At 38.6% G+C, this 20,558-nt stretch carries 11 protein-coding genes; all 11 read left to right on the top strand.

Features of this window, described 5'->3' with window-relative positions; genetic code table 11:
* Positions 1 to 112: 112 nt before the first annotated feature.
* The 11 genes from HWQ38_RS14625 to HWQ38_RS14575 all read left to right on the top strand — a co-directional run bounded on the left by HWQ38_RS14625 (position 113) and on the right by HWQ38_RS14575 (position 20,501).
* On the top strand, positions 113 to 754 hold the full coding sequence (locus tag HWQ38_RS14625) for an amidohydrolase family protein (RefSeq protein ID WP_292794684.1): 642 nt from the start codon (positions 113 to 115) through the stop codon (positions 752 to 754).
* 110 nt (positions 755 to 864) lie between these two features.
* The gene (locus tag HWQ38_RS14620; RefSeq protein WP_292794683.1) at positions 865 to 3,015 is read left to right on the top strand and encodes a carotenoid oxygenase family protein; all 2,151 of its coding nucleotides are present in this window, start codon (positions 865 to 867) and stop codon (positions 3,013 to 3,015) included.
* Positions 3,016 to 3,090: 75 nt separating this feature from the next.
* Positions 3,091 to 8,787 carry an AAA family ATPase gene (locus HWQ38_RS14615; RefSeq protein WP_292794682.1) on the top strand — a complete coding sequence of 1,899 codons (5,697 nt, stop codon included), beginning with the start codon at positions 3,091 to 3,093 and terminating at the stop codon, positions 8,785 to 8,787.
* A 161-nt stretch (positions 8,788 to 8,948) separates the two neighbouring features.
* Positions 8,949 to 10,331 carry an AAA-like domain-containing protein gene (locus HWQ38_RS14610; protein WP_292794681.1) on the top strand — a complete coding sequence of 461 codons (1,383 nt, stop codon included), beginning with the start codon at positions 8,949 to 8,951 and terminating at the stop codon, positions 10,329 to 10,331.
* 1,158 nt (positions 10,332 to 11,489) lie between these two features.
* Positions 11,490 to 11,870, top strand: a complete 381-nt coding sequence (locus HWQ38_RS14605; protein WP_292794680.1) for a hypothetical protein — start codon at positions 11,490 to 11,492, stop codon at positions 11,868 to 11,870.
* A 337-nt stretch (positions 11,871 to 12,207) separates the two neighbouring features.
* The gene (locus HWQ38_RS14600; RefSeq protein ID WP_292794538.1) at positions 12,208 to 12,774 is read left to right on the top strand and encodes a ferric reductase-like transmembrane domain-containing protein; all 567 of its coding nucleotides are present in this window, start codon (positions 12,208 to 12,210) and stop codon (positions 12,772 to 12,774) included.
* A 77-nt stretch (positions 12,775 to 12,851) separates the two neighbouring features.
* Positions 12,852 to 13,877, top strand: coding sequence for a WD40 repeat domain-containing protein (locus tag HWQ38_RS14595; RefSeq protein WP_292794679.1), 1,026 nt, complete (start codon positions 12,852 to 12,854; stop codon positions 13,875 to 13,877).
* 422 nt (positions 13,878 to 14,299) lie between these two features.
* The gene (locus tag HWQ38_RS14590; RefSeq protein WP_292794678.1) at positions 14,300 to 15,931 is read left to right on the top strand and encodes a phage tail sheath subtilisin-like domain-containing protein; all 1,632 of its coding nucleotides are present in this window, start codon (positions 14,300 to 14,302) and stop codon (positions 15,929 to 15,931) included.
* A 10-nt stretch (positions 15,932 to 15,941) separates the two neighbouring features.
* A complete protein-coding gene (locus tag HWQ38_RS14585; protein ID WP_292793410.1) occupies positions 15,942 to 16,409 on the top strand; it encodes a phage tail protein in 468 nt (155 codons plus the stop codon).
* 70 nt (positions 16,410 to 16,479) lie between these two features.
* A complete protein-coding gene (locus HWQ38_RS14580) occupies positions 16,480 to 17,217 on the top strand; it encodes a phage baseplate protein (protein ID WP_292794677.1) in 738 nt (245 codons plus the stop codon).
* Complete coding sequence (locus HWQ38_RS14575; RefSeq protein WP_292794675.1) at positions 17,217 to 20,501, top strand: hypothetical protein; 3,285 nt, start codon at positions 17,217 to 17,219, stop codon at positions 20,499 to 20,501. Before HWQ38_RS14580 ends, HWQ38_RS14575 begins: the two co-directional genes overlap by 1 nt.
* Positions 20,502 to 20,558 lie beyond the last annotated feature (57 nt).

Below are 20,558 nucleotides of genomic sequence, written 5' to 3'. Positions count from 1 at the left end.
CTGACACGAAAAACTGTAGGATATGTAAAGCTACGAAAAAATTTCAGTGTAGTAATCAGACTTGTAGCGTTACGTACCAACTCCCAATTCTGAGCTAGATTGATTAGAGATCATGCTAAACGGATATTCGATTATTGATGCTGATTCCCACGTTATTGAACCTCCAAGTATGTGGGCTGAATATCTCGAACCAGAATTTAAACAGTTTGCTCCCTCAGCAGACATGAAAATTCAAGGGGAAGACATTGTAAAAAAAGTTTCTAGGCAAGTTCGAGATAAGGCGAATAAGCAAATGATGCAAGCTCATCCTAATGCTTATTTCCAAAGCTACAATGTCAAGTCTCACGTTCAAGAGATGATGCAGATGGGGATCGATCTGGCATTCCTTTATCCAACTTATGGATTGTGGCTTTGGGCGATTGATACTATGCAACCGGAAGTTGCTGGCGCTTTTATCCGCGCCTATAACAATTGGTTAAAGGATTTTTGCAGTTACGCTCCAGATAGATTGAAGAGGGTAGGAGCAATTAATCTGCACGCACCAGAGTCAATAGTGGATGAATTTCATAGAATTGTCGATTTTGGCTGGAAAGCGGTGTTTTTACGCCCTAATCCCGTCAAAGGAAGACTATTGAGCGACTCCGCTTACGAGCCATTTTGGACAGAATGCGATCAACTAAAAATAGCAGTTGACATCACGAAGGAACTCACAGTCGTTTACCAAGCTGAATTAGAGTATTATTTCTCAAGGTAGCGATCGCAGTTTCAAAAAGACAATCACAGTTAATCATACCTTGGTTTAGTAACGCTGCATTAAAAGCTTTGATCCTAAAAAGTTATATATTGAGTAATTACGAGGAAGCAATGTTTCAAGAATTAAACAACCAATTTCCGCTAGTTCCAGAGTCAATTATGAATGCTTTACGGGATGAATTCATCGATAATCAAATAAAGATGCAGATTATTTGTGGGACATTGCCTGATGATTTGCAAGGTTACGTTTTTATCATTGCACCCGTTGGGAATGTTGACTCTCAAGGTCTTCCCTACAAAGACGGAAACACATTCTTGAGTGGGGATGGCATGATTTATCGATTCGATTTTACTCAACCAGATCAAGTCACATTAAAGACGCAAATTGTTAAACCACCAGATTATGTGGCAGATCAGGAAGATGAGAATAACGAGTTTTTTAAATTTCACAATCATGGCGTTGTCAGATTTTCTTATTTGCTCGGTTCTCGTAACTTATTAAATACAGCTTTTTTACCTATAAAATTTCCTCAAGAATCAAGTGAGCGTCTATTGGTAACATATGACGCAGGTCGTCCCTACGAAATTAACACGGAAAAACTATCAACAGGAAATCCAGTTGGACAGAAAAAAGAATGGAAATCGGCAATTCCATTACCGTATCCTTTTAACCCTATTTTAAGTACCGCACATCCTGCCTTTGATACCTACACCCATCAGATGTTTACAGTAAACTACGGCAGATCTCTAAGCAATTTTTTAGGAACAGAAGAAGGTAAAGAGTATCAAAAAGGTCTAAATAATCTTTATCAAGACCATTTGAAAAAGAGCGAAGAGCAAAAACTAAAACTTTTAAAAGAGAGCGAAAGGAAAAAACTACTGTTGCAAAGAGAGTCTATAAAAATATTGTTAAAACTTATAGATAAGTTTAACTTGTTTGATGTTGATGATTTTGTCAATCTAATTTGCTGGGATGACACAGGTAGTCTAAGAAAATGGAACTTGATTAATCCGGATGGATCGCCAATCAAGATTAAGCAAAGTATGCATCAGATTGGAGTGACTGAAGATTATGTGGTGCTGCTGGATACATCTTTTACTGTTGGTATTGAGCAAATAATGAGCAACTGCTTACCTTTTCCCGAATTATTCCCACTAGGAGATTTCTCAAGTTACCAAGATTTTTCAAAATGGTTGAGAAATTTATTCAAATTCACGCTTAAGCCTTCACCAGATTCAACTTTTTATATTGTGCGCCGTGAAGATCTAAAAGAGGAAGAAAATCCAGTTGTAGTCCAGAAAATAGAAATTCCTCTTGAAGCTTCTCACTTTCTAGTAGATTATAAAAATCCTGATCGCCAAATTACACTCCACGTCGCTCATATTTGTGCTTGGCATGTTGCCGAATGGCTTCATAGTTACGATAAATCCGCTTACCCTGAACAGCCTTTAAACAAAAAACTGTATGGAATGCAACAGTGTGAAATGGATATCAGCCGAATGGGACGTTATGTCATAGACGTTAGTAGCCAAAAACCAACAATTGCATCTAAGAGAGTTATAGATGAACATCCTTATACTTGGGGTCCAGGATTATTTACCTACCTCGATCGGCTACCTTCTTCGGGTAAGACTCCAGAACGACTAGATAATATCTACTGGATTTCTTTTGGACTCTGGGAGGAGCTAATGACGGATTCTATGTTAGAACTCTACAAAGATTACAAATACAGAAGAAAACCACTGGAAGACGTTCTCGAACTGGGAATGGGAAAAGATGGGATTCCAGCTACTTTGTTCCGATTGGATACATCGTCAAACGAATCGATGGTGATCGCTGATTCCTACCAGTTCCCTCGAAGTCATATAGCGCTTTCGCCCCAGTTTATCCCGCGCAAGAATAATGAAGACAGTTCGACCAATGGCTACATCCTATGTTTTGTTTTTACACAAAAAGAGGATCAAAAAGAGGATCAAATATGGATTTTTGATGCTGGAGATTTGAAGAAAGGACCGCGATGTAAATTACATCATCCCGAACTTAACTTCGGATTTTCATTGCACGCAACATGGTTACAAAATATTAGTTCCCAGGAGCCTATCCGTAAGTTTTCGGTAAGGGAAGATTATCAAGATTCAGTGGAAAATTTACTTCAGTTTGTGGAGGAGGATTTCTCTTCCTTTATAGGCACAGATAAAGAGGATCTCAAAAAAGCTATTCAAGACTTATTTGAAAAGAAGATTTACCCAAATTTTGAATAGTATCTCTTTTTTTATCACAGATAAACACAGATATAATATCTGTGTTTATTACTTTTATTCAAAGAAAAGACAACTATGATTATACTGACAGGATACACAATAACCGAAAAGATTTATGAAAATGCAAAAATAGTTATTTATCGAGGAATAAATAATATAGAAAAAAAACTAGTTATCATTAAAACTCTTAAAAATAATTATCCTAGTATCGAAGACATTACCTGCTTAGAACAAGAGTATAGACTGATAAAAACAATAGAATGCCAAGGAATTATCAAACCATATAAGTTAGAAAAATATCAAAACAGTTTAGCTCTAGTTTTAGAAGATTTTGCAGGTCAACCTTTATCCTCATTACTTCAATATACTCAACTTTCGCTTCGAGATTTTTTAATTATTGCTATTGCTTTGACAGAAACTTTAATTCAAATACATAAAGTTTCTATTATTCATAAAAATATTAACACTAGCAATATTCTGATCAATCCTAAAAACAAAGAGATAAAACTGACTGGATTTAGTAATGCTATTACCTTTACTCAGAAGCAACAGATAATTACTATTTCCAATGTGCCACAAAATTGCCTTGCCTATATATCACCAGAGCAAACTGGGAGAATGAATCGTTCTCTTGATTATCGTACCGACTTTTATTCTTTGGGCGTTACTTTTTATGAAATACTAACTGGCACTGTACCTTTTACTAGCATCGATCCAATTGAGTTAGTTCACTATCATATCGCAAAACAACCGATACCACCATCGAAGAGAAGGCAGGTTCCCAAAGCAATATCGAATATTGTCATGAAACTTTTAGCCAAAAATGCTGAAGACAGATATCAAAGTGCTGCTGGACTAAAATTTGACTTGGAAAGCTGTCTGCTACAACTGCAAAGCACAGGGAAAATTGAATACTTTCCACTAGGTCAGCGCGATCGCGGCAACAAACTTATTATCCCGCAAAAACTTTATGGACGAAAGCGGGAAGTGCAAACCCTCTTGGATGCTTTTGCAAGAGTTACCCAAGGAGCAACGGAGATAATGCTTGTTTCTGGTTACTCAGGAGTTGGCAAAACTTCAATAGTTAATGAAGTTCATAAGCCTATAGTAGAAGCAGGGGGATATTTTATCTCTGGTAAATTTGACCAGTTTAAGCGAGATATTCCTTATTTTGCTCTGATTCAGGCTTTTCAAAAATTGATTTGTCAGCTATTAACAGAAAGTGAAGAAAAAATTGCTATTTGGAAAGATAAATTATTAAATGCTTTAGCTCCCAACGCGCAGGTAATTATTAATGTAATTCCCGAAGTTGAATTAATTCTTGGGGAGCAGTCGGAAGTACCACAATTGGGGTTCTCAGAATCCCAAAATAGATTTAATCTGGTATTTCAACAATTTCTTAATATTTTTTGTCAACCAGAACATCCGCTAGTCATTTTTCTCGATGATTTACAATGGGCAGATGTCGCATCTATCCATTTAATTCAACTTTTGACGACTAAAGACCGTAGCCAATATTTGTTTGTGATCGGGGCGTATAGAGATAACGAAGTCAGTCCTAATCATCTATTGATTCAAATTATAGAGAAAATTAAATTAAAGGGCACTGTTATTAATAACATCAATATTAAATCTTTAGATTATATTTATGTTAGTCAACTAATTGAGGAGAGCTTGGGGAGAAATGTAGATACAAAAAAAATCAAACCTTTGGCACAACTAATTTTCAATAAAACCCAAGGTAATCCCTTGTTCTTGATTCAATTAATCACTAGTATATACGCAGAAAACTTGCTAATTTATCAAGCAAATATTGACAGATGGCAGTGGAATATTGAACATATTCAAGCAATTGGTATTATTGAGCGTGACATCGTTGACCTGATCGCAGGAAATATTTTTAAACTGCCGTTAGAAACTCAAGAAATTTTAAAAGTAGCAGCTTGTATTGGAAATTATTTTAATTTGAAAATTCTGGCGCTTCTTAATAAGAAATCTAAATCATTTACAGATCAAGAACTGTTACCAGCACTTCAAGCTGGTTTGATTTTACCCCAATCCGATAATTATAAAATTCCTCTGGTTTTTGCTGAATCAGAAGTACAAAATTTAGATGTCTATGATGTCCAAGCTGACTACAGATTTTTGCATGACCGTGTACAGCAAGCTGCTTATTCTTTGATTTTAGATTCTGAGAAACATTTAACCCATTACAAAATTGGTAAATTACTACTAAAAAATAGTAACTTACCCGAGAAAGAAGATAATATTTTTCTCATTGTTAACCAGCTCAATTTTGGCATTGACTTACTCCATACACAGTTAGAAAAAGATGATTTAGCAAGATTAAATCTCATTGCTGGACAGAAAGCGAAGATAGCAACAGCTTATGAAGCTGCTATTAATTATTTAAATTTCAGTCTAGAACTTTTAGGAATAAATAGCTGGGATCGTCAATATGACTTAACTGTTACTATTTATCTAGAGAAATCAGAAATACATTACCTTAATACTAATTTTGAACAAGCTTCAAAGGTATGTGATATCGCTATTGAACAAGTTAAAAATGTTATTCAAAAAGTTAATTTTTATAAAATTCATATTAGACTTGCATTAGCTAAAAATCAGATTCAATTAGCAATAGAAATAGGACTAAAAATTCTTGAAATACTAGAAGTGAGCCTTTGTCAATCCCCTCCTCAATATCTAATTATTGAAGAGTTAGCTAAACTGCCAAGAATGACCAATCTCTATAAGCTGGCAGCAATTGAGACTTTAATGCTAATACATCCACCAGCCTGTTTTTCCGAAAGTTTGTTCGCTTTACCTATTTTATATACAATGCTTGAACTCTCTAGGCAATACGGAAATTCGTCACCCTCTATTTATGCATATGCTGTTTATGGGAATATTAGAATTTGGCTAGTACCAAATATAGATTTTTCATACCAACTTGGTCAATTGGCTTTGTTATTATTATCTCAGTTGAATGCTCAAGAATTAAAATCTAAATTATTTGTTGCAATTTCAATTAATATCACTCACTGGAAAAAGCATACTAAAGAAACAATCAAACCACTTTTTGAAGCAATACAAAACAGTTTAGAAGTTGGAGACATTGAATATGCTTGTTATGCTGCTCATTATTACTGTTCGCATTTATTTTTTAATGGAACTAATTTGCAATTATTAAAAAAATATCAACAAAAACATATCGTTTTAATTCAAAAGTATAAACAAAAACATCAGTTAATTTTAGCAGAAACTTTTGCCAAAATAGTAATAAGAATATCTAATAGTTTAGCTGATAATAATCCTTTTAAAAATCAACCTATTGAAGAAGAAATTTTCTTGTTTTTAGAAGAACAAAACAATTTACTGGCTATATTTAGTCTATTTTTTGCAAAATGTATAATTTGTTATTTTTTTAAAGATTATAAAGATTCTCTAGCGTCTGCTCAAATAGGGTCAAAATATTCAGGTTTTGTGCAGGCAGAAATTATATTTACTCAACATAATTTCTATTATTCTCTGGCTGTTTTGGCTCAATATCACTATGCTCATTTGCCAGTAAATCTAAATAACAAAAGTGAAGAGCATCAGTATTTGAGTCAAGTAACCCAAAATCAGGAACAAATGAAATATTGGGCAGACCATTGCCCCATGAATTATCAGCATAAGTACGAATTGGTAGAAGCAGAAAAAGCCCGTGTCTTAGGACAAATTCCTATAGCTATGGAGTATTACGATCGTGCAATTCAGGGAGCTAAAAAACAGGGCTATATCCAAGAAGAAGCCATAGCTTACGAACGTGCAGGAGAATTTTATCTTTCTCTAGGTAGAGAAGAAATAGGGAAACTATACCTGAAAAATGCCTATCATTGTTATAGTTGCTGGGGTGCAAAAGCTAAAGTTCAAGCCCTAGAATCGGAGTACCCACAGTTTCTAATGGATATAAACGACCGAAAAGAAAACCAAAGTATTAATACAATTGAATCTACTGCTAGTACAAATCCTCAAGCCCTTGATATCGTCACAGTTACCAAAGCCTCTCAAATATTAGCTAGCGAAATTAAACTAGATCAACTGCTGGCTAAGTTAATGAAAACTGTAATTGAAAATGGCGGTGCTCAAAAAGGCTTTCTGATACTGGAAAAAGATCAGAAATGGGCAATAGCAGCTGAAAGTACAGTAGATTCTAATGACGTTACTTTACTACGATCGCTTCCCATTGACTCTGTAGATAGCGATTGCCAGATACCTATCTTACCAGTTGCGATCGTTAACTATGTTGTCCGTACTCAAGAAAATGTAGTTCTTAATAACGCTATTGAAGAAGAACAGTTTATCCGCGATCCCTACATCGTCGCCACTCAACCAAAATCGATTCTCTGTACTCCTTTGTTAAACCAAGGCAAACTAAGCGGTATTTTATATCTAGAAAACAATTTAACCACAGATGCATTTACCAGCGATCGCATTGAGGTTTTAAAAATTCTTTCTGCTCAAGCTGCTATCTCGATTGAAAATGCCCGTCTTTACGGACAGTTAGAAGATTATAACCGAAATCTAGAGCTGAGAGTAGAAGAGCGCACTCAAGAACTCTCACAAACTCTAGAAATTCTCAAAGCCACCCAAGCCGAACTGCTCTTTGAAAACGAGTTACTCAAAAGTGCCGAACAACCCTCTACCTTTGACTATCAAGTGGGAGGAAGTTTGCCGATGGATGCTCCCACTTATGTTGTGCGTTCAGCAGACCGTTATCTCTACAAGGCATTGAAGCGCGGGGAATTTGCTTACATTCTCAATCCTCGGCAGATGGGCAAGTCAAGTCTGATGGTACGCATGATACACCATCTCCAGCATGAAGGATTTAGCTGCGGGGCGATCGATTTGACCCGCATTGGTAGCGAAAACGTCACGCCTGACCAATGGTATAAAGGCTTAACAGTAGAGCTATGGCGAAGTTTTGGTTTGTTAAGAAAGGTTAATCTAAAAACTTGGTGGCAAGAGCAAGGAGATATTTCTCCGGTTCAGAGGTTGAGTCAATTTATTGAAGAAGTTTTGCTAGTTGAAGTTGCTCAAGAAAATGATACTATACCTAAAAAGTTGATAGTTTTTATCGATGAAATTGATAGTTTCTTAAGTTTAAAATTCCCAGTTAATGACTTTTTTGCGCTAATTCGCTCTTGCTATAATCAGCGTAGTATAAATCCAGAGTATCGACGTTTAACCTTTGCTCTTTTTGGAGTAGCTACTCCTGGTGACTTAATTACTGACCACCAAAGAACGCCTTTTAACATCGGTCAGACCATTCAATTAGAAGGGTTTAAAGAGCATGAAGCGCAACCTCTACTTCAAGGATTGACCGAGAAAGTGAGCAATCCTCAAACAGTTTTAAAAGAAGTGTTAGCCTGGACTAATGGCCAGCCCTTTTTGACTCAAAAGCTCTGTAAATTTATCCGTAATTCTTCATCTCCTATCCCTATCAATAGAGAAGCCGAATGGATTGAAAATTTGGTGCGAGGGTCGATAATAGACAATTGGGAATCACAGGATGAACCAGAGCATTTTAGAACCATCCGCGATCGCCTTCTCAAAAGTAAACAATCCGTTCGGCTACTACAACTCTACCGTCAAATTTTGCATCAAGGAGAGATTATTGCAGTTGATAGTTCAGAGGAAAGAGAATTGCTTTTGTCAGGGCTAGTAGTCAAGCAACAGGGAAATTTGAGAGTTCAGAACCGTATTTATGAATCTATTTTTGTTTGATTTACGAAAACTTTTGTTTAATCTGGAAAGTGAAAGAAGATGTCTATCCTTGTGGATAATTTAATTTGTCTAAGCAATACTGTTGTACTAATAAATGGCAGATATTATGTTACTTGCGTAATTCATGTTATCTTTATTTGTAGCATTTGCCTGTAATCTCTATGAACCTTGATAGTCTCTTTGAGATTGTTGACCGCCTGTTAATTGAGAGCCACAATCGCCCCCTTAATTCTACAGAAAATCTGGTTCTGCGTGGGATTTGGCAGTATAAAACTTATAACCAAATAGCTATAGAGGCAGGTTATAGTCCTGGCTACTTTACCAATGTTGTTGCCCCAGAGTTATTTGGGCGACTCTCTGAGGTCATTGGCCAGCGCGTGACCAAGAAAAACTGTCAGGTGCTGCTGGAATCTTATGCCATCGTTGAAGCAGCTCCAAATACAAAACTTTTGAAACAAGACCTGACGCAATTTTCCCCCACAGTTAATCAGGATACGTCACCTTCCTACCCCAGTGGCTCAGTTCCTCTCGCCTCTCCCTTTTACCTCAAACGTTCTTACCTTGAGGAGCAAATCTATCAAGAAATTAAGAAACCAGGAGCGTTAATCAGGATCAAAGCTCCCAGAGAAATGGGCAAAACTTCACTGTCGCTGAGGATTCTTGACTATGCCAAGCACCAGGGTTACTGCACTATCAGCTTGAATCTAGAACAAGTCGAGCAGACAATTCTGAGCGACTTGAATCAACTTTTGCGCTGGTTGTGTGCCAATATCGCCCGCCAGCTTCAGCTTCAACCAATGTTAGACGAGTATTGGGATGAAGATTTGGGAAGTAAAGTTAGCTGCACCGTCTACTTTCAAGAATATCTACTAGAGTCAATTAATACTCCCCTGATCTTGGCGTTGGATGAAGTGAACCATATTTTCGAGCATCCCCAAGTAGCGAAGGATTTTCTACCTCTGTTGCGTTCTTGGTACGAAGAAGCGAAAAGACTGCCCATTTGGCAAAAGCTTCGTTTAGTCGTTGTTCACTCAACAGATATTTATGTTCCTCTTGAACTTAATCAGTCTCCTTTCAATGTAGGATTACCGATTCAGTTAGACAACTTTAGCCAAGAAGAGGTACAACAGTTAGCCCAACGCTATGGACTCAATTGGACAGATGGAGAAGGAGCTAGACAATTAATGGCAATGGTCGGGGGACATCCGGCACTAGTAGATTTAGCTCTCTATCATCTGAGTCGAAAGGAGCTAACTCTGTCGCAACTACTAGAAACTGCTCCCACTGCTAGCAAAATTTATTCAAATCACTTGCAGCGTCACTGGGCAACCTTGCAAAAACAGCCTGAGTTAGCACAAGCTTTTGATAACGTTCTAAATGCCAATGAAGCTATTCTCTTAGATCCCATCCTTACTCACAAGTTAAGCAGTATGGGGTTGATTAAACTTTCTGGATCTAAAGCGATAGCAAGTTGTGAATTGTATCGGCGATTTTTTACAAAAAAAGAGCAGCATTTGGCGTTGCAGAATCAAAATATGAATTAGTGCGATTGCTATGGAATGTCCAAGATGTGGATTAATCCGCATTCGCAAAAATAGTAAACAAAATAACTACTTTGTATTTTTGGACACAATAGTGATAAATCCTTGAGATGTACCACAGTTAATTTTCATGCTTGGGAATAATACTTAGTTTACCTGACTTTCAGGCTTAATTGAAGTATTGATTTATGAGTAACAGTATTGAGAGCGCCTACTTAATAATCTGAAGAAAAAAGCTCAAGCCTTTGGTTTAAAACTCACTCCTATTTCTGACCCTACGCAATTGTTGAGAGTACAGGTGCTTAGTACAGCTTTGCGTAAAATCATGGCGAATTGAGGGTTGAAATTTAAACACATAGGCGCTTCGCCTTCCCGCAGGGTAGGGGCGTAGAGGTAAGCGCAGAGGCACGCAGAGATTTCGCTATGAATTAATGAGATGTTGTACTTAGTTACAAGTTATTTTAGTAACATTCCTATTTAAGGATGTTATTTTTCATGAGTTTTACTATGAGTTATGGAATGAGTTTTATGAGTTTCAGAGTCTATAAGACAACTAATATTAAAAGTAATTCACTGCAATGTTATATCTAATACTAAATTGGCTTACTTGCTCAAATAACTTATTACTTACTTCACCAAAGGATATGGGAATTGAAGAACTGCGACCACCGGAACTTGAGGATAAGATTGTTTGGGCGAACAACTTTCAAATAGGGCTAGTCTCTGACAAACTAGGTACCAAATAAAGGCAGATTGCGCTCAATTCTCTTTCATGGATCATCGAGAAAAAACAAATCCAAGTAATATTATCACCGGAACGTTACCATATTGATGTCATGGGGAAAAACGCTAATAAGTTCATTTTGCAATTATGTCAAAAAAATAATATTTTATCCGCTATTGCGAATTGCGTTAGCGAAGCGGTAGCAAGGAACGAGCGTCACTGCAAAATGCGAATTGTTTGGTCAAGCGTCAACATTCCAAAGTCTAAAACCTATGGCTAGGGACTTAAACCCCACCCAAGGGTTAAAGAAATGGCTTTTTGATTTCCACTCTACCCGATTTTTTGTCTAAATTAAAGGGTTATTTCTTCACCGAAGCTTTTGAAGTCTTTGTCTTGGCTTTTAGCTTTTTTAAATAATTAGAACAGGAGAAGCTTAAATGTTTAATTCACTTGGTTCATTTGAAGAATATTTCCACTTATCTGAAAAAGCAATTGATTATTTAAAAGAATGGAATACTGAAGCGGAAATTGCTTCTAGTATTTCTCAAACAGCCCAAAAAGTTGTTGAAATATTAGTGAATGTGCCTGGGATGACTATGGCTCATAGTAGAGATTTTCAAAGAGCAACACCACTTTTCACACTCAAAGATCAAATAGGAGTTAAAATTTTTATCAATCCTGCACAGGTAAAACATATATTTTTAGCAGATGACAAGAGCAAGATGATATTTGGAGGCTACGTAGGTTGGATTCATACAAAAGAAATGAATAAAGCTATAGATAAAATCAAGAAAGAATTTACTAAAGAGGCTATGTAGAATTTAGAAATTTTCTTACTTAAAGGCTTGAGAAATAGAGAAAAGCTGTTTGAAACGATATTGATTACACGCGGTAAGATAAATTTTAGTAACTTGAGTCGCTACAGCACTTTGAGCGAGAAAACTTACCGACGGCAGTTTCATAGACAGTTTGACAACGCTTTCACAAGTCAGAAATGAGTCAGTAAATCTCAGGCTTTAACTCAGTTAGTAGTGGAGTTAGATAAATATACCAGTCTTACGCTGGCAAGCTTTAACCTTCTTCGCTCATGTGCGTCTAGGAAATATTTCACTTATAAAAAAGTGGCTTTTCTTGAAAAACTAAGGAAAATTGGTGATGGCAGCAATCGATACAGCACCCTTAGAAAACAGCCTGGGATTTCTAGCTTTAGGAGCTTATATTCTCACCTTAATGCCCGCGAATCTCAGAATAATTTTTCCTCAAACTAAACAAGCCAACCTTCCCAAATGGCTGTTAAAATACCGACGACTTATCGGTATTCTGGCTTTCTGCTTGGCTTTGCTTCACGCTTTCCTCTTAGTGAAAAAGAGAGACCTTGATTTTTTAGATCCCAATACCTATTGGATTTATATCCAAGGTATATCTACCTTCATAATTTTTACCCTATTGGCAATTACTTCTAATGACTGGAGTGTCAAAAGACTGAAAAAAAATTGGAAGCGATTACATACGCTGACTTACTTAGCTATGTTCCTGCTCACTTGGCACGTTTGGGACAAAATGTTAGAGCATTGGAGCTATTTAACCCCGATTGGGCTAGTAGGGATTGTCACGACAACCCTTTTATTTCTGATGGGACGCTGGATTGAACATCGGAATAAACAACAAAAAGCGAAAGGAAAAGCGTTCTCATCTCAAATTCCAGAAAAAATTACTCTATAGTACCGCTAGTCTCCGACACCATTACGCAGTGGGTGCAAGTCAGATTATTCTCCCACTCGCACAAGGAATGTCCTGTTATGAGATCGAAACAAATTACCTGCAAATCTTCAGCAGCATTGGCAATCAGTACTCTAACGATCTTGCTTGGTAGTAGCAGTTGTGCCAGCCTATTGTCTTCCTTGCGAAACGCTAGTGTTGCTACTATCTCTGTTGCAACCACTCAACCCTTACGTTCTGTCCAAGGAAATTCAACTTGGGTTTATGCATTGGCAATCAGCCCTGATGGACGCTTCCTCGCCAGTGGCAGTTACGATAAAAAAATTAAAATTTGGGATCTGCCTACTAACACCTTACTCTATACTTTAGAAGGACACGGCGATGCAGTGGTAAGCCTTGCCATCAGTCCAGATAGCAAGCTGCTCGCTAGTGGCAGTTGGGATAACCGAATTAAACTCTGGAATTTAGAGACGGGACAACTGCTTCGTACCCTAGATGGTCATACAGATGATGTAGAAGCCGTTGCCATCAGCCCCAACGGAAAGTGGTTAGCCAGTGGTAGTGCTGACACAACCATCCGCATCTGGAACGTGCAGACTGGCGTACAAGTTCATCAGTTATCGGATGGAGAGTGGGTAAGAACTGTTGCTTTTAGTCCGGATGGGCAGACCTTAGCTAGTGGCAATGAGAGTGGTACACTCAAAATTTGGCGGCTCATGGATGGTGCTGTTCTAAAAACCCTGAATGCTCATTCACAAGCCGTGCGCTCAGTGACTTTTAGCCCTGATGGACGGACTTTAGCGAGTGGCAGTGCTGATCGGACAGTCAAACTCTGGCAAATGCCCACTGGTAAATTGTTGCACTCCCTAATTGGACATGATGGAGTTGTGTGGTCAGTGGCTTTCAGTCCCGATGGCAAGAGATTAGCGAGTGGTAGCAATGATAGCACTATCAAGTTATGGGGGTTGCCTGAAGGCAAACTCTTGGAGAATTTGATCGGGCATGAGCGAGGCGTGCGGTCAGTAGTTTTCAGACCGCATAGAAACATGATAGCCAGCTGTAGTGCCGACAAAACCATCAAACTCTGGTCTGTTCCTAAAGAGTGACAATAAGCTTTTAGAAAGTAAACAAATCTTTATGAGTAACAGTATTGAGAGCGCCTACTTAATAACCTGAAGAAAAAAGCTCAAGCCTTTGGTTTAGAACTTACTCCTATTTCTGAACCTACGCAATTGTTGAGAGTACAGGTGCTTAGTTACAAGTTATTTTACTACCATTCCTATTTAAAGATGTTATTTTTCATGAGTTTTACTATGAGTTATTGGATGAGTTTTATGAGTTTCAGAGCCGATGAGACAACTAATATTAAAAGTAATTCGCTGCAATGTTATATCTAATACGAATTTGGCTTACTTGCTCGAATAACTTATTACTGATATTAAAATTTACAAACTATCTTAATTTTTTTATTTAAAAGTTGACTATTTTGTCAATTTGTAGGTTTTAATTCTTAATCAGAGAACGAACAATGCCCATACAACCAACTTATCCAGGCGTTTACGTAGAAGAAATTCCGAGTGGAGTACGCACGATTACAGGCGTATCTACCTCTATTACTGCCTTTATTGGTCGCGCCTTACGAGGCCCTGTAGACGAGCCGATTACTATTAACAGTTATGGCGACTTTGAACGCATCTTTGGAGGATTGTGGCTGAATAGTACCCTTGGCTATGCTGTACGAGATTTTTATCTCAACGGTGGTAGCCAAGCAATTATTGTCCGACTCACTCACTCCAAGTTGAAACAGGTAGAAGGGCAAGCTCCAGCAGAAGGTCAAACTTCAGGGGAAACTGAACCCACAGCTAAGAAAGCACAACTAAATGTGAATGGTCTTAACTTAGAAGCAGCGAATGAAGGCAGTTGGGGAAATGCTTTGAAAGTGCGGATTGAATACGTAGATACTAATGTCAGACGTGACGCAAATGAGCAAAAACTATTCAACATTACAGTTCTGGATCAAAAGACAAGTCAATTAGAAGTATTTCGCAACGTATCGGTGCTGCCAAATCATCCAAGACGAGTAGATAAAGTTTTGTTGAATGAATCTTATTTCGTTCGATTTAGAGATGAATCTCTGCCAACAGACAGACCAGCTGCTCATGCTCAACCCGCACCTGATAAAAGATTGTGGGATGATAATAACGATACAAATACCAAAGCGGAACCAAACAGCGGTGCGGATGGTGACGATCTAGATGTGAACGACTTCACAGGGACAAATAAAGAAGCAAATAAACAGGGCCTTTACGCTTTAAATAAAGCCGACCTGTTTAATATGCTTTGTATTCCGCCTTATAAAAACGATGGCAATATAAATTATGACTCTTTAGTCGATCAAGCAGCAGAATTTTGTAAAGAGCGTCGCGCGTTTTTCATCATCGATCCGCCCAGTACTTGGACTGATAAGGATAAGGCCAAAGCTGGTATTCAGAACGATCTTGGTGAACCAACTAGTTATGCTGCTGTTTTCTTTCCTCGAATCAAGCAACCAAATCCTTTACGGGAAAATCAAATAGAAGAATTTGTTCCCTGTGGTGCGATCGCAGGTGTATTTGCTCGTACTGATGTTCAACGCGGTGTGTGGAAAGCTCCAGCAGGCACAGAAGCAACTTTGACGGGTGTACCACAATTGAGTGTACCTCTAACAGATCCAGAAAATGGAGAATTGAATCCTCTGGGAATTAATTGTTTGCGAACTTTGCCAGCTTTTGGTCGTGTGATATGGGGATCGCGGACGCGGAATGGAGATGACCGTCTGACGGATGAATGGAAGTATATTCCGGTTCGCCGTTTCGCACTTTTCTTGGAAGAAAGTCTTTATCGCGGTACGCAATGGGTTGTCTTTGAGCCAAATGACGAGCCGTTGTGGGCGCAAATTCGCTTGAATCTTGGAGCTTTTATGCACACTCTCTTTCTTCAAGGAGCCTTTCAAGGTCGTAAGCCGGAAGATGCTTACTTTGTGAAGTGTGATAAGGAAACAACAATCCAAAACGATATTAACTTAGGAATTGTCAATATCATTGTTGGTTTTGCTCCTCTCAAACCTGCTGAATTTGTCATTCTCAAGATTCAGCAAATAGCCGGACAAATAGCAGTTTAAGGAGAAATATATGCCTTCTATTTCAGGTAAACGTTTAGACCTCTACAAAAACTTTAAATTTGTTGTGAAATTCGCTGGTAAAGACTTAGCTGGGGTAAGTAAAGTCAGTGGTCTGAAGCGAACCACTGAGGTCATAGAACACCGTACAGGTGGCGACCCTAGCACTGTCTATAAGTCTCCAGGACAAAGCAAGTACGATCCCATCACCTTAGAACGAGGTGTTAGCAAAGATACTGATTTTGAACAATGGGCAAATAAAGTCTGGGCGCTTGGTGGTAGTCCAGAAGTGTCTCTGGCAGATTTCCGTAAAGATATCACTATTGAGGTTCGTGATGAAGCTGGTCAGAAAGCGACTTCATATAACATTTTTGGTTGCTGGGTTTCAGAATATCAAGCATTACCAGACCTAGATGCTAGTGCTAATGCTGTCGCTATTGAGTACATAAAGATAGAGAACGAAGGTTGGGAACGTGCTTGATGATTAACTCGGCTTAGTTAATCAAGATTTAATTGTTCAACCAGCAGGAAACTAACTATACGACTCCTATATGCGATCGCTATCAGCCTCGGAACTGTTAAATATCTGGGAGTGGGGACTTAATCAGCCATCTTGGTCTAAAGCAATCAAGCTACTAGCTAGTGCTTGTCCTGAAACCTCCATAGATATGCTTACTCAACTCAGCCTCGGTCAGCGTGATGCCATGCTGCTGACATTGCGGGAGTGGACATTTGGTTCACAACTGGTTAGTCAAGTCACCTGTCCAAGCTGTGGTGAAGTCTTGGAACTCAATTTTGATATTGCAGATATTCGTGTAGCACCACTGTCACTTGAACCAGTTGAAAAATATTGTCTTGAGCTTGCTGATTATCAGGTGAGTTTTCGTCTACCAAACAGTTTAGATATGATAGCGATCGCTGAACACAAACAGCCAGAGATTGCTCAAGAGATTTTATTAGAACGCTGTATTTTGCAAGCAGTGTGTAACGGCGAATATCTGCCGTTTCAGCAATTACCATCTCATACCAGAGATGCAATTATTACCCAAATGGCTCAAGCTGATCCTCAAGCAAATGTCCCAATTGATATTTCCTGTTCCGCTTGCAACCACCAATGGCAATCATTATTTGACATTGTGTCGTTCTTCTGGGCTGAGATTAACGCTTGGGGATTTCGACTTTTGCGAGAGGTACATACTTTGGCTGCTGCTTACAGTTGGCGTGAAGCTGATATTTTGGCTATGAGTCCCAGACGGCGACAATTGTACTTAGAGATGGTGACGGACTGATGAGCAATTATCTCTTTCATTTGGTAGCTAAAAACTTTAACTTAATCGATACAGTTCAGCCTCTTGTCTTATCAGTCTTTGAACCGTTACCAGAGCCTACCCTTGACTGGGAGCCATCGATTACCACAGACTCAACTGAGTTAGAAACAACATCAGAAGCGGAAAAATTTCCCAATTTTGACATTGTGCAGTTGTTGGAGAAGCAATCGCCTGCAACAATAGGGCAAATATCTGAAGAGATAACTAACCCCTTCTTAAGTAATTTAACTTCAACACCTGTTCCATTTTCCCAACTAATACTAAAGTCAATTCCTAATTTGACACGAAAGCCTGACTTAGAATTATCCTTCAATTGGGCTTTTTCAGATTCCGTTCTGACTCAAATCAGCACTGATAATCAGCAATTTACTTCAAACCCAGAGGAAAAACCAAGCACTACTCCACTAACTTTTGCTCCTGGTCAATTATCACAGAAACAACTAACTAAAATTAATCCTGTTGTTTCTTCTGTCCAACCTTCAAACTCAGAGGAAAAACCAAGTACTACTCTACTAACTTTTGCTCCTGGTCAATTATTGCAGAAACAACTAACTAAAATTAATCCTGTTGTTTCTTCTATCCAACCTCCAAATATAGTCAACTGGGAACGATTGATAACTCAACGTTTTGTAGAATCAGAAACACTTTCACCAACTAGAAATCAAATAGTACTTAATCCCAATACAGAGCTATTAAAGTCTGCACTTGTGCCACCAACAAAGACTTCCCTATCGAATCATCTCGTTTCTGTACACAATAGAGAATCAAATACTTCTCTCTCTAACCCCATCTTTGAACAGAGGCAGATTCCAGTTAAATCTTTCCCCCAGCAATTAATTACAATCAATCCTCTAGGTTTATCTTTGCAATCAGCTTTAAAGTCAGAATTGCAAACATATTTCACCGAAAACCCAACAAAGCCAGTAATATTTCCCTTTACTACCCAAGAAAAAACATTTTCTTTACAAAATCTAAATCCCACGATTTCAAGGACTGCGATCACAAAGGAAAACAATACTCCTGTCTCAAAGTTAGTTGGTAAAAAGTTAGGAGGAATTACAAGTCAATTATTAAAAAAACACTCGATTGAAATTAATCAAGAAGTTTCTCCTAATCTTTTACAAAAGCTATTGTATTTGAAGCAATATCTTCCGCAAATCCAAGCAGAAACCAGCACTATTATACCAATTTCTCACGTTCTACAACAGGGGAAATCTGCAACTGAAAACTTACATAAGCAACCTATAGAAAATCATCCAGTTTTTATCCATTCTCAGTTACCACAAGTCGAAAGTTCTGAGGACTTTCTTTCTCAACTTCAATCACAATCAACAGCCATGTCTACGATGGTAAACTCTTGGAAAGGCAATACCAACGTCTACGCACCTGCTATTTCTCAAGTTTTGCCTTTAACACCTATGCTAGCAGTGGAAACTAGCACTCCCGCCTCAAGTTCTGTAATTCAACACCAGAAAAAAGCTGTAACTGAATTGTCATCAACGCAATCGCTACAAAGAAGTGAGAATGTTTCATCTACTCAAGTGCAAAAGCTGATAAGTTTACAGCCATCTATTCCAGAAAAACCTGTAGACAGCGCACCTGTTACTAATCAAATATTGCCCACAAATCAAAAATCATTAACACCTGGGTTGACCCTAGAAACTAGCACTGCCGACTTCAGTCCTGTAATTCAACACCAAAAACAGTCTGCAAGTGAATTAGTACAACAGCAATTACCGCAAATAATTGGGAATGAAAATGTTTTATCTTTGCAAGTAAAAAAGCTGATTAATCCACAACTAGATTCCAGCCAGTTTTTAGAAGAACCTGTGGTGATGTCTACGACGGTTAACTCTTGGAGAGGCTACGCCAATGCCTACGCATCTGCAAGCGGGCGGGTATTATCTTTAACACCTGTGCCAACTATGGACACTAGCATTTCCGCCTTAAGTCCTGTAATTCAACCACAAGTACAACATGGAGCGATACCTTCTCTTCTCTACGAGAGGCTGCGCCAACGAGACGCTACACGTAGCTTGCTTCCCCGTAGGGGTACGGTAAGCTCCGCTAACGCATCTACTATTGATAGTACCTTAGCGAATTTACACAAACAGAGCTTAACACCTACAATTGCTATAGAAACAATTGTCGAACCCCAGGAAAAACTTACGTTTAATGTACCAGAAAATCAGCAGAGGTTTGTCCACAAAAATGTTTCATCAATACAGCCATTTGTCGCAGATGCTTCTGCTAAACTATCTTCGCTTGAGGCAAACAGTTTTACTGCACCATTCGTAAATAATCTATCATCATCTGTCGCTTCACAACCGATAACTCAGCTAACTGCTATTAATTCAAATATAATACCAACTCCTGCTTTACATCCTTCAAGCCCAGGGATTGACATACAATCACAAGTCAACTTTTCTGACTCTCACTTGTCTGATTTCCGTAGAGAAAAAGCTTCTGCTCAGGAAGTCGGCTCACAAAACTATAATACGAGCGATCGCAAACATATTGCTATCCAGAAAATTGGCGTTGTCGAACAGTGGGATGAATTGGGGCAAGTTGGGGGAGAGATGAACGTTAATTACGCCCATCATCCGGCAAATATACAACGCCAGCAAATTAATCGTAATCACGGTATATTGACCAGCCCAGTTGAAAACTTAATATTACCCCAGAACGCATCCCCTAACCTCTATATGTCTGCGGATAGATTTAAAAAGCGCCAACATATTGGTAGCCAGAAAATTGGTGTTGTCGAACAGTGGGATGAATTAGGGCAAGTTGGGGGAGAGATGAACGTTAATCACGCCCATCATCCCGTAAATATACAACGCCAGCAAATTAATCGTAATCAAGGTATATTGACCAGCCCAGTTGAAAACTTAATATTACCCCAGAACGCATCCCCCAACGTATCTATGTCTGCGGATAGAGGCAAAGATGGTGTGGAGTCTTCGTACTTTAGACAACTAGAGGAATCTGATTTCAGACCGCTATCTGGGCCTATCAATGACCTAACTGTGAAAAATTTGTCAGTTATCGCAGCTAGTAACAAAAAAGTCCAAAAGCGATCCTCGGTAGATTTGGACACACCATTTCCTATTCAAGTCACAATTGGTCGGCTAGAAATTCGCAGCGCAGCTCCAGCAGCACCTCCGCCTCGACCAAAGCCCCGGACAGAACCATCTGTGATGAGTTTGAATGAATACTTGCAGCGACGTGCGAGAAGGAGGTAAGCGATGAGCAACGCTTTAGCTATTGCGGCTGTCACAATTACATTGCGTCACTTGCTA

Source organism: Nostoc sp. NMS7, assembly GCF_017115085.1.
Classification (GTDB): Bacteria; Cyanobacteriota; Cyanobacteriia; order Cyanobacteriales; family Nostocaceae; genus Nostoc.
The sequence above is the reverse complement of the archived record's forward strand: the minus strand, read 5'-3'. Positions and strand labels throughout refer to the sequence as shown.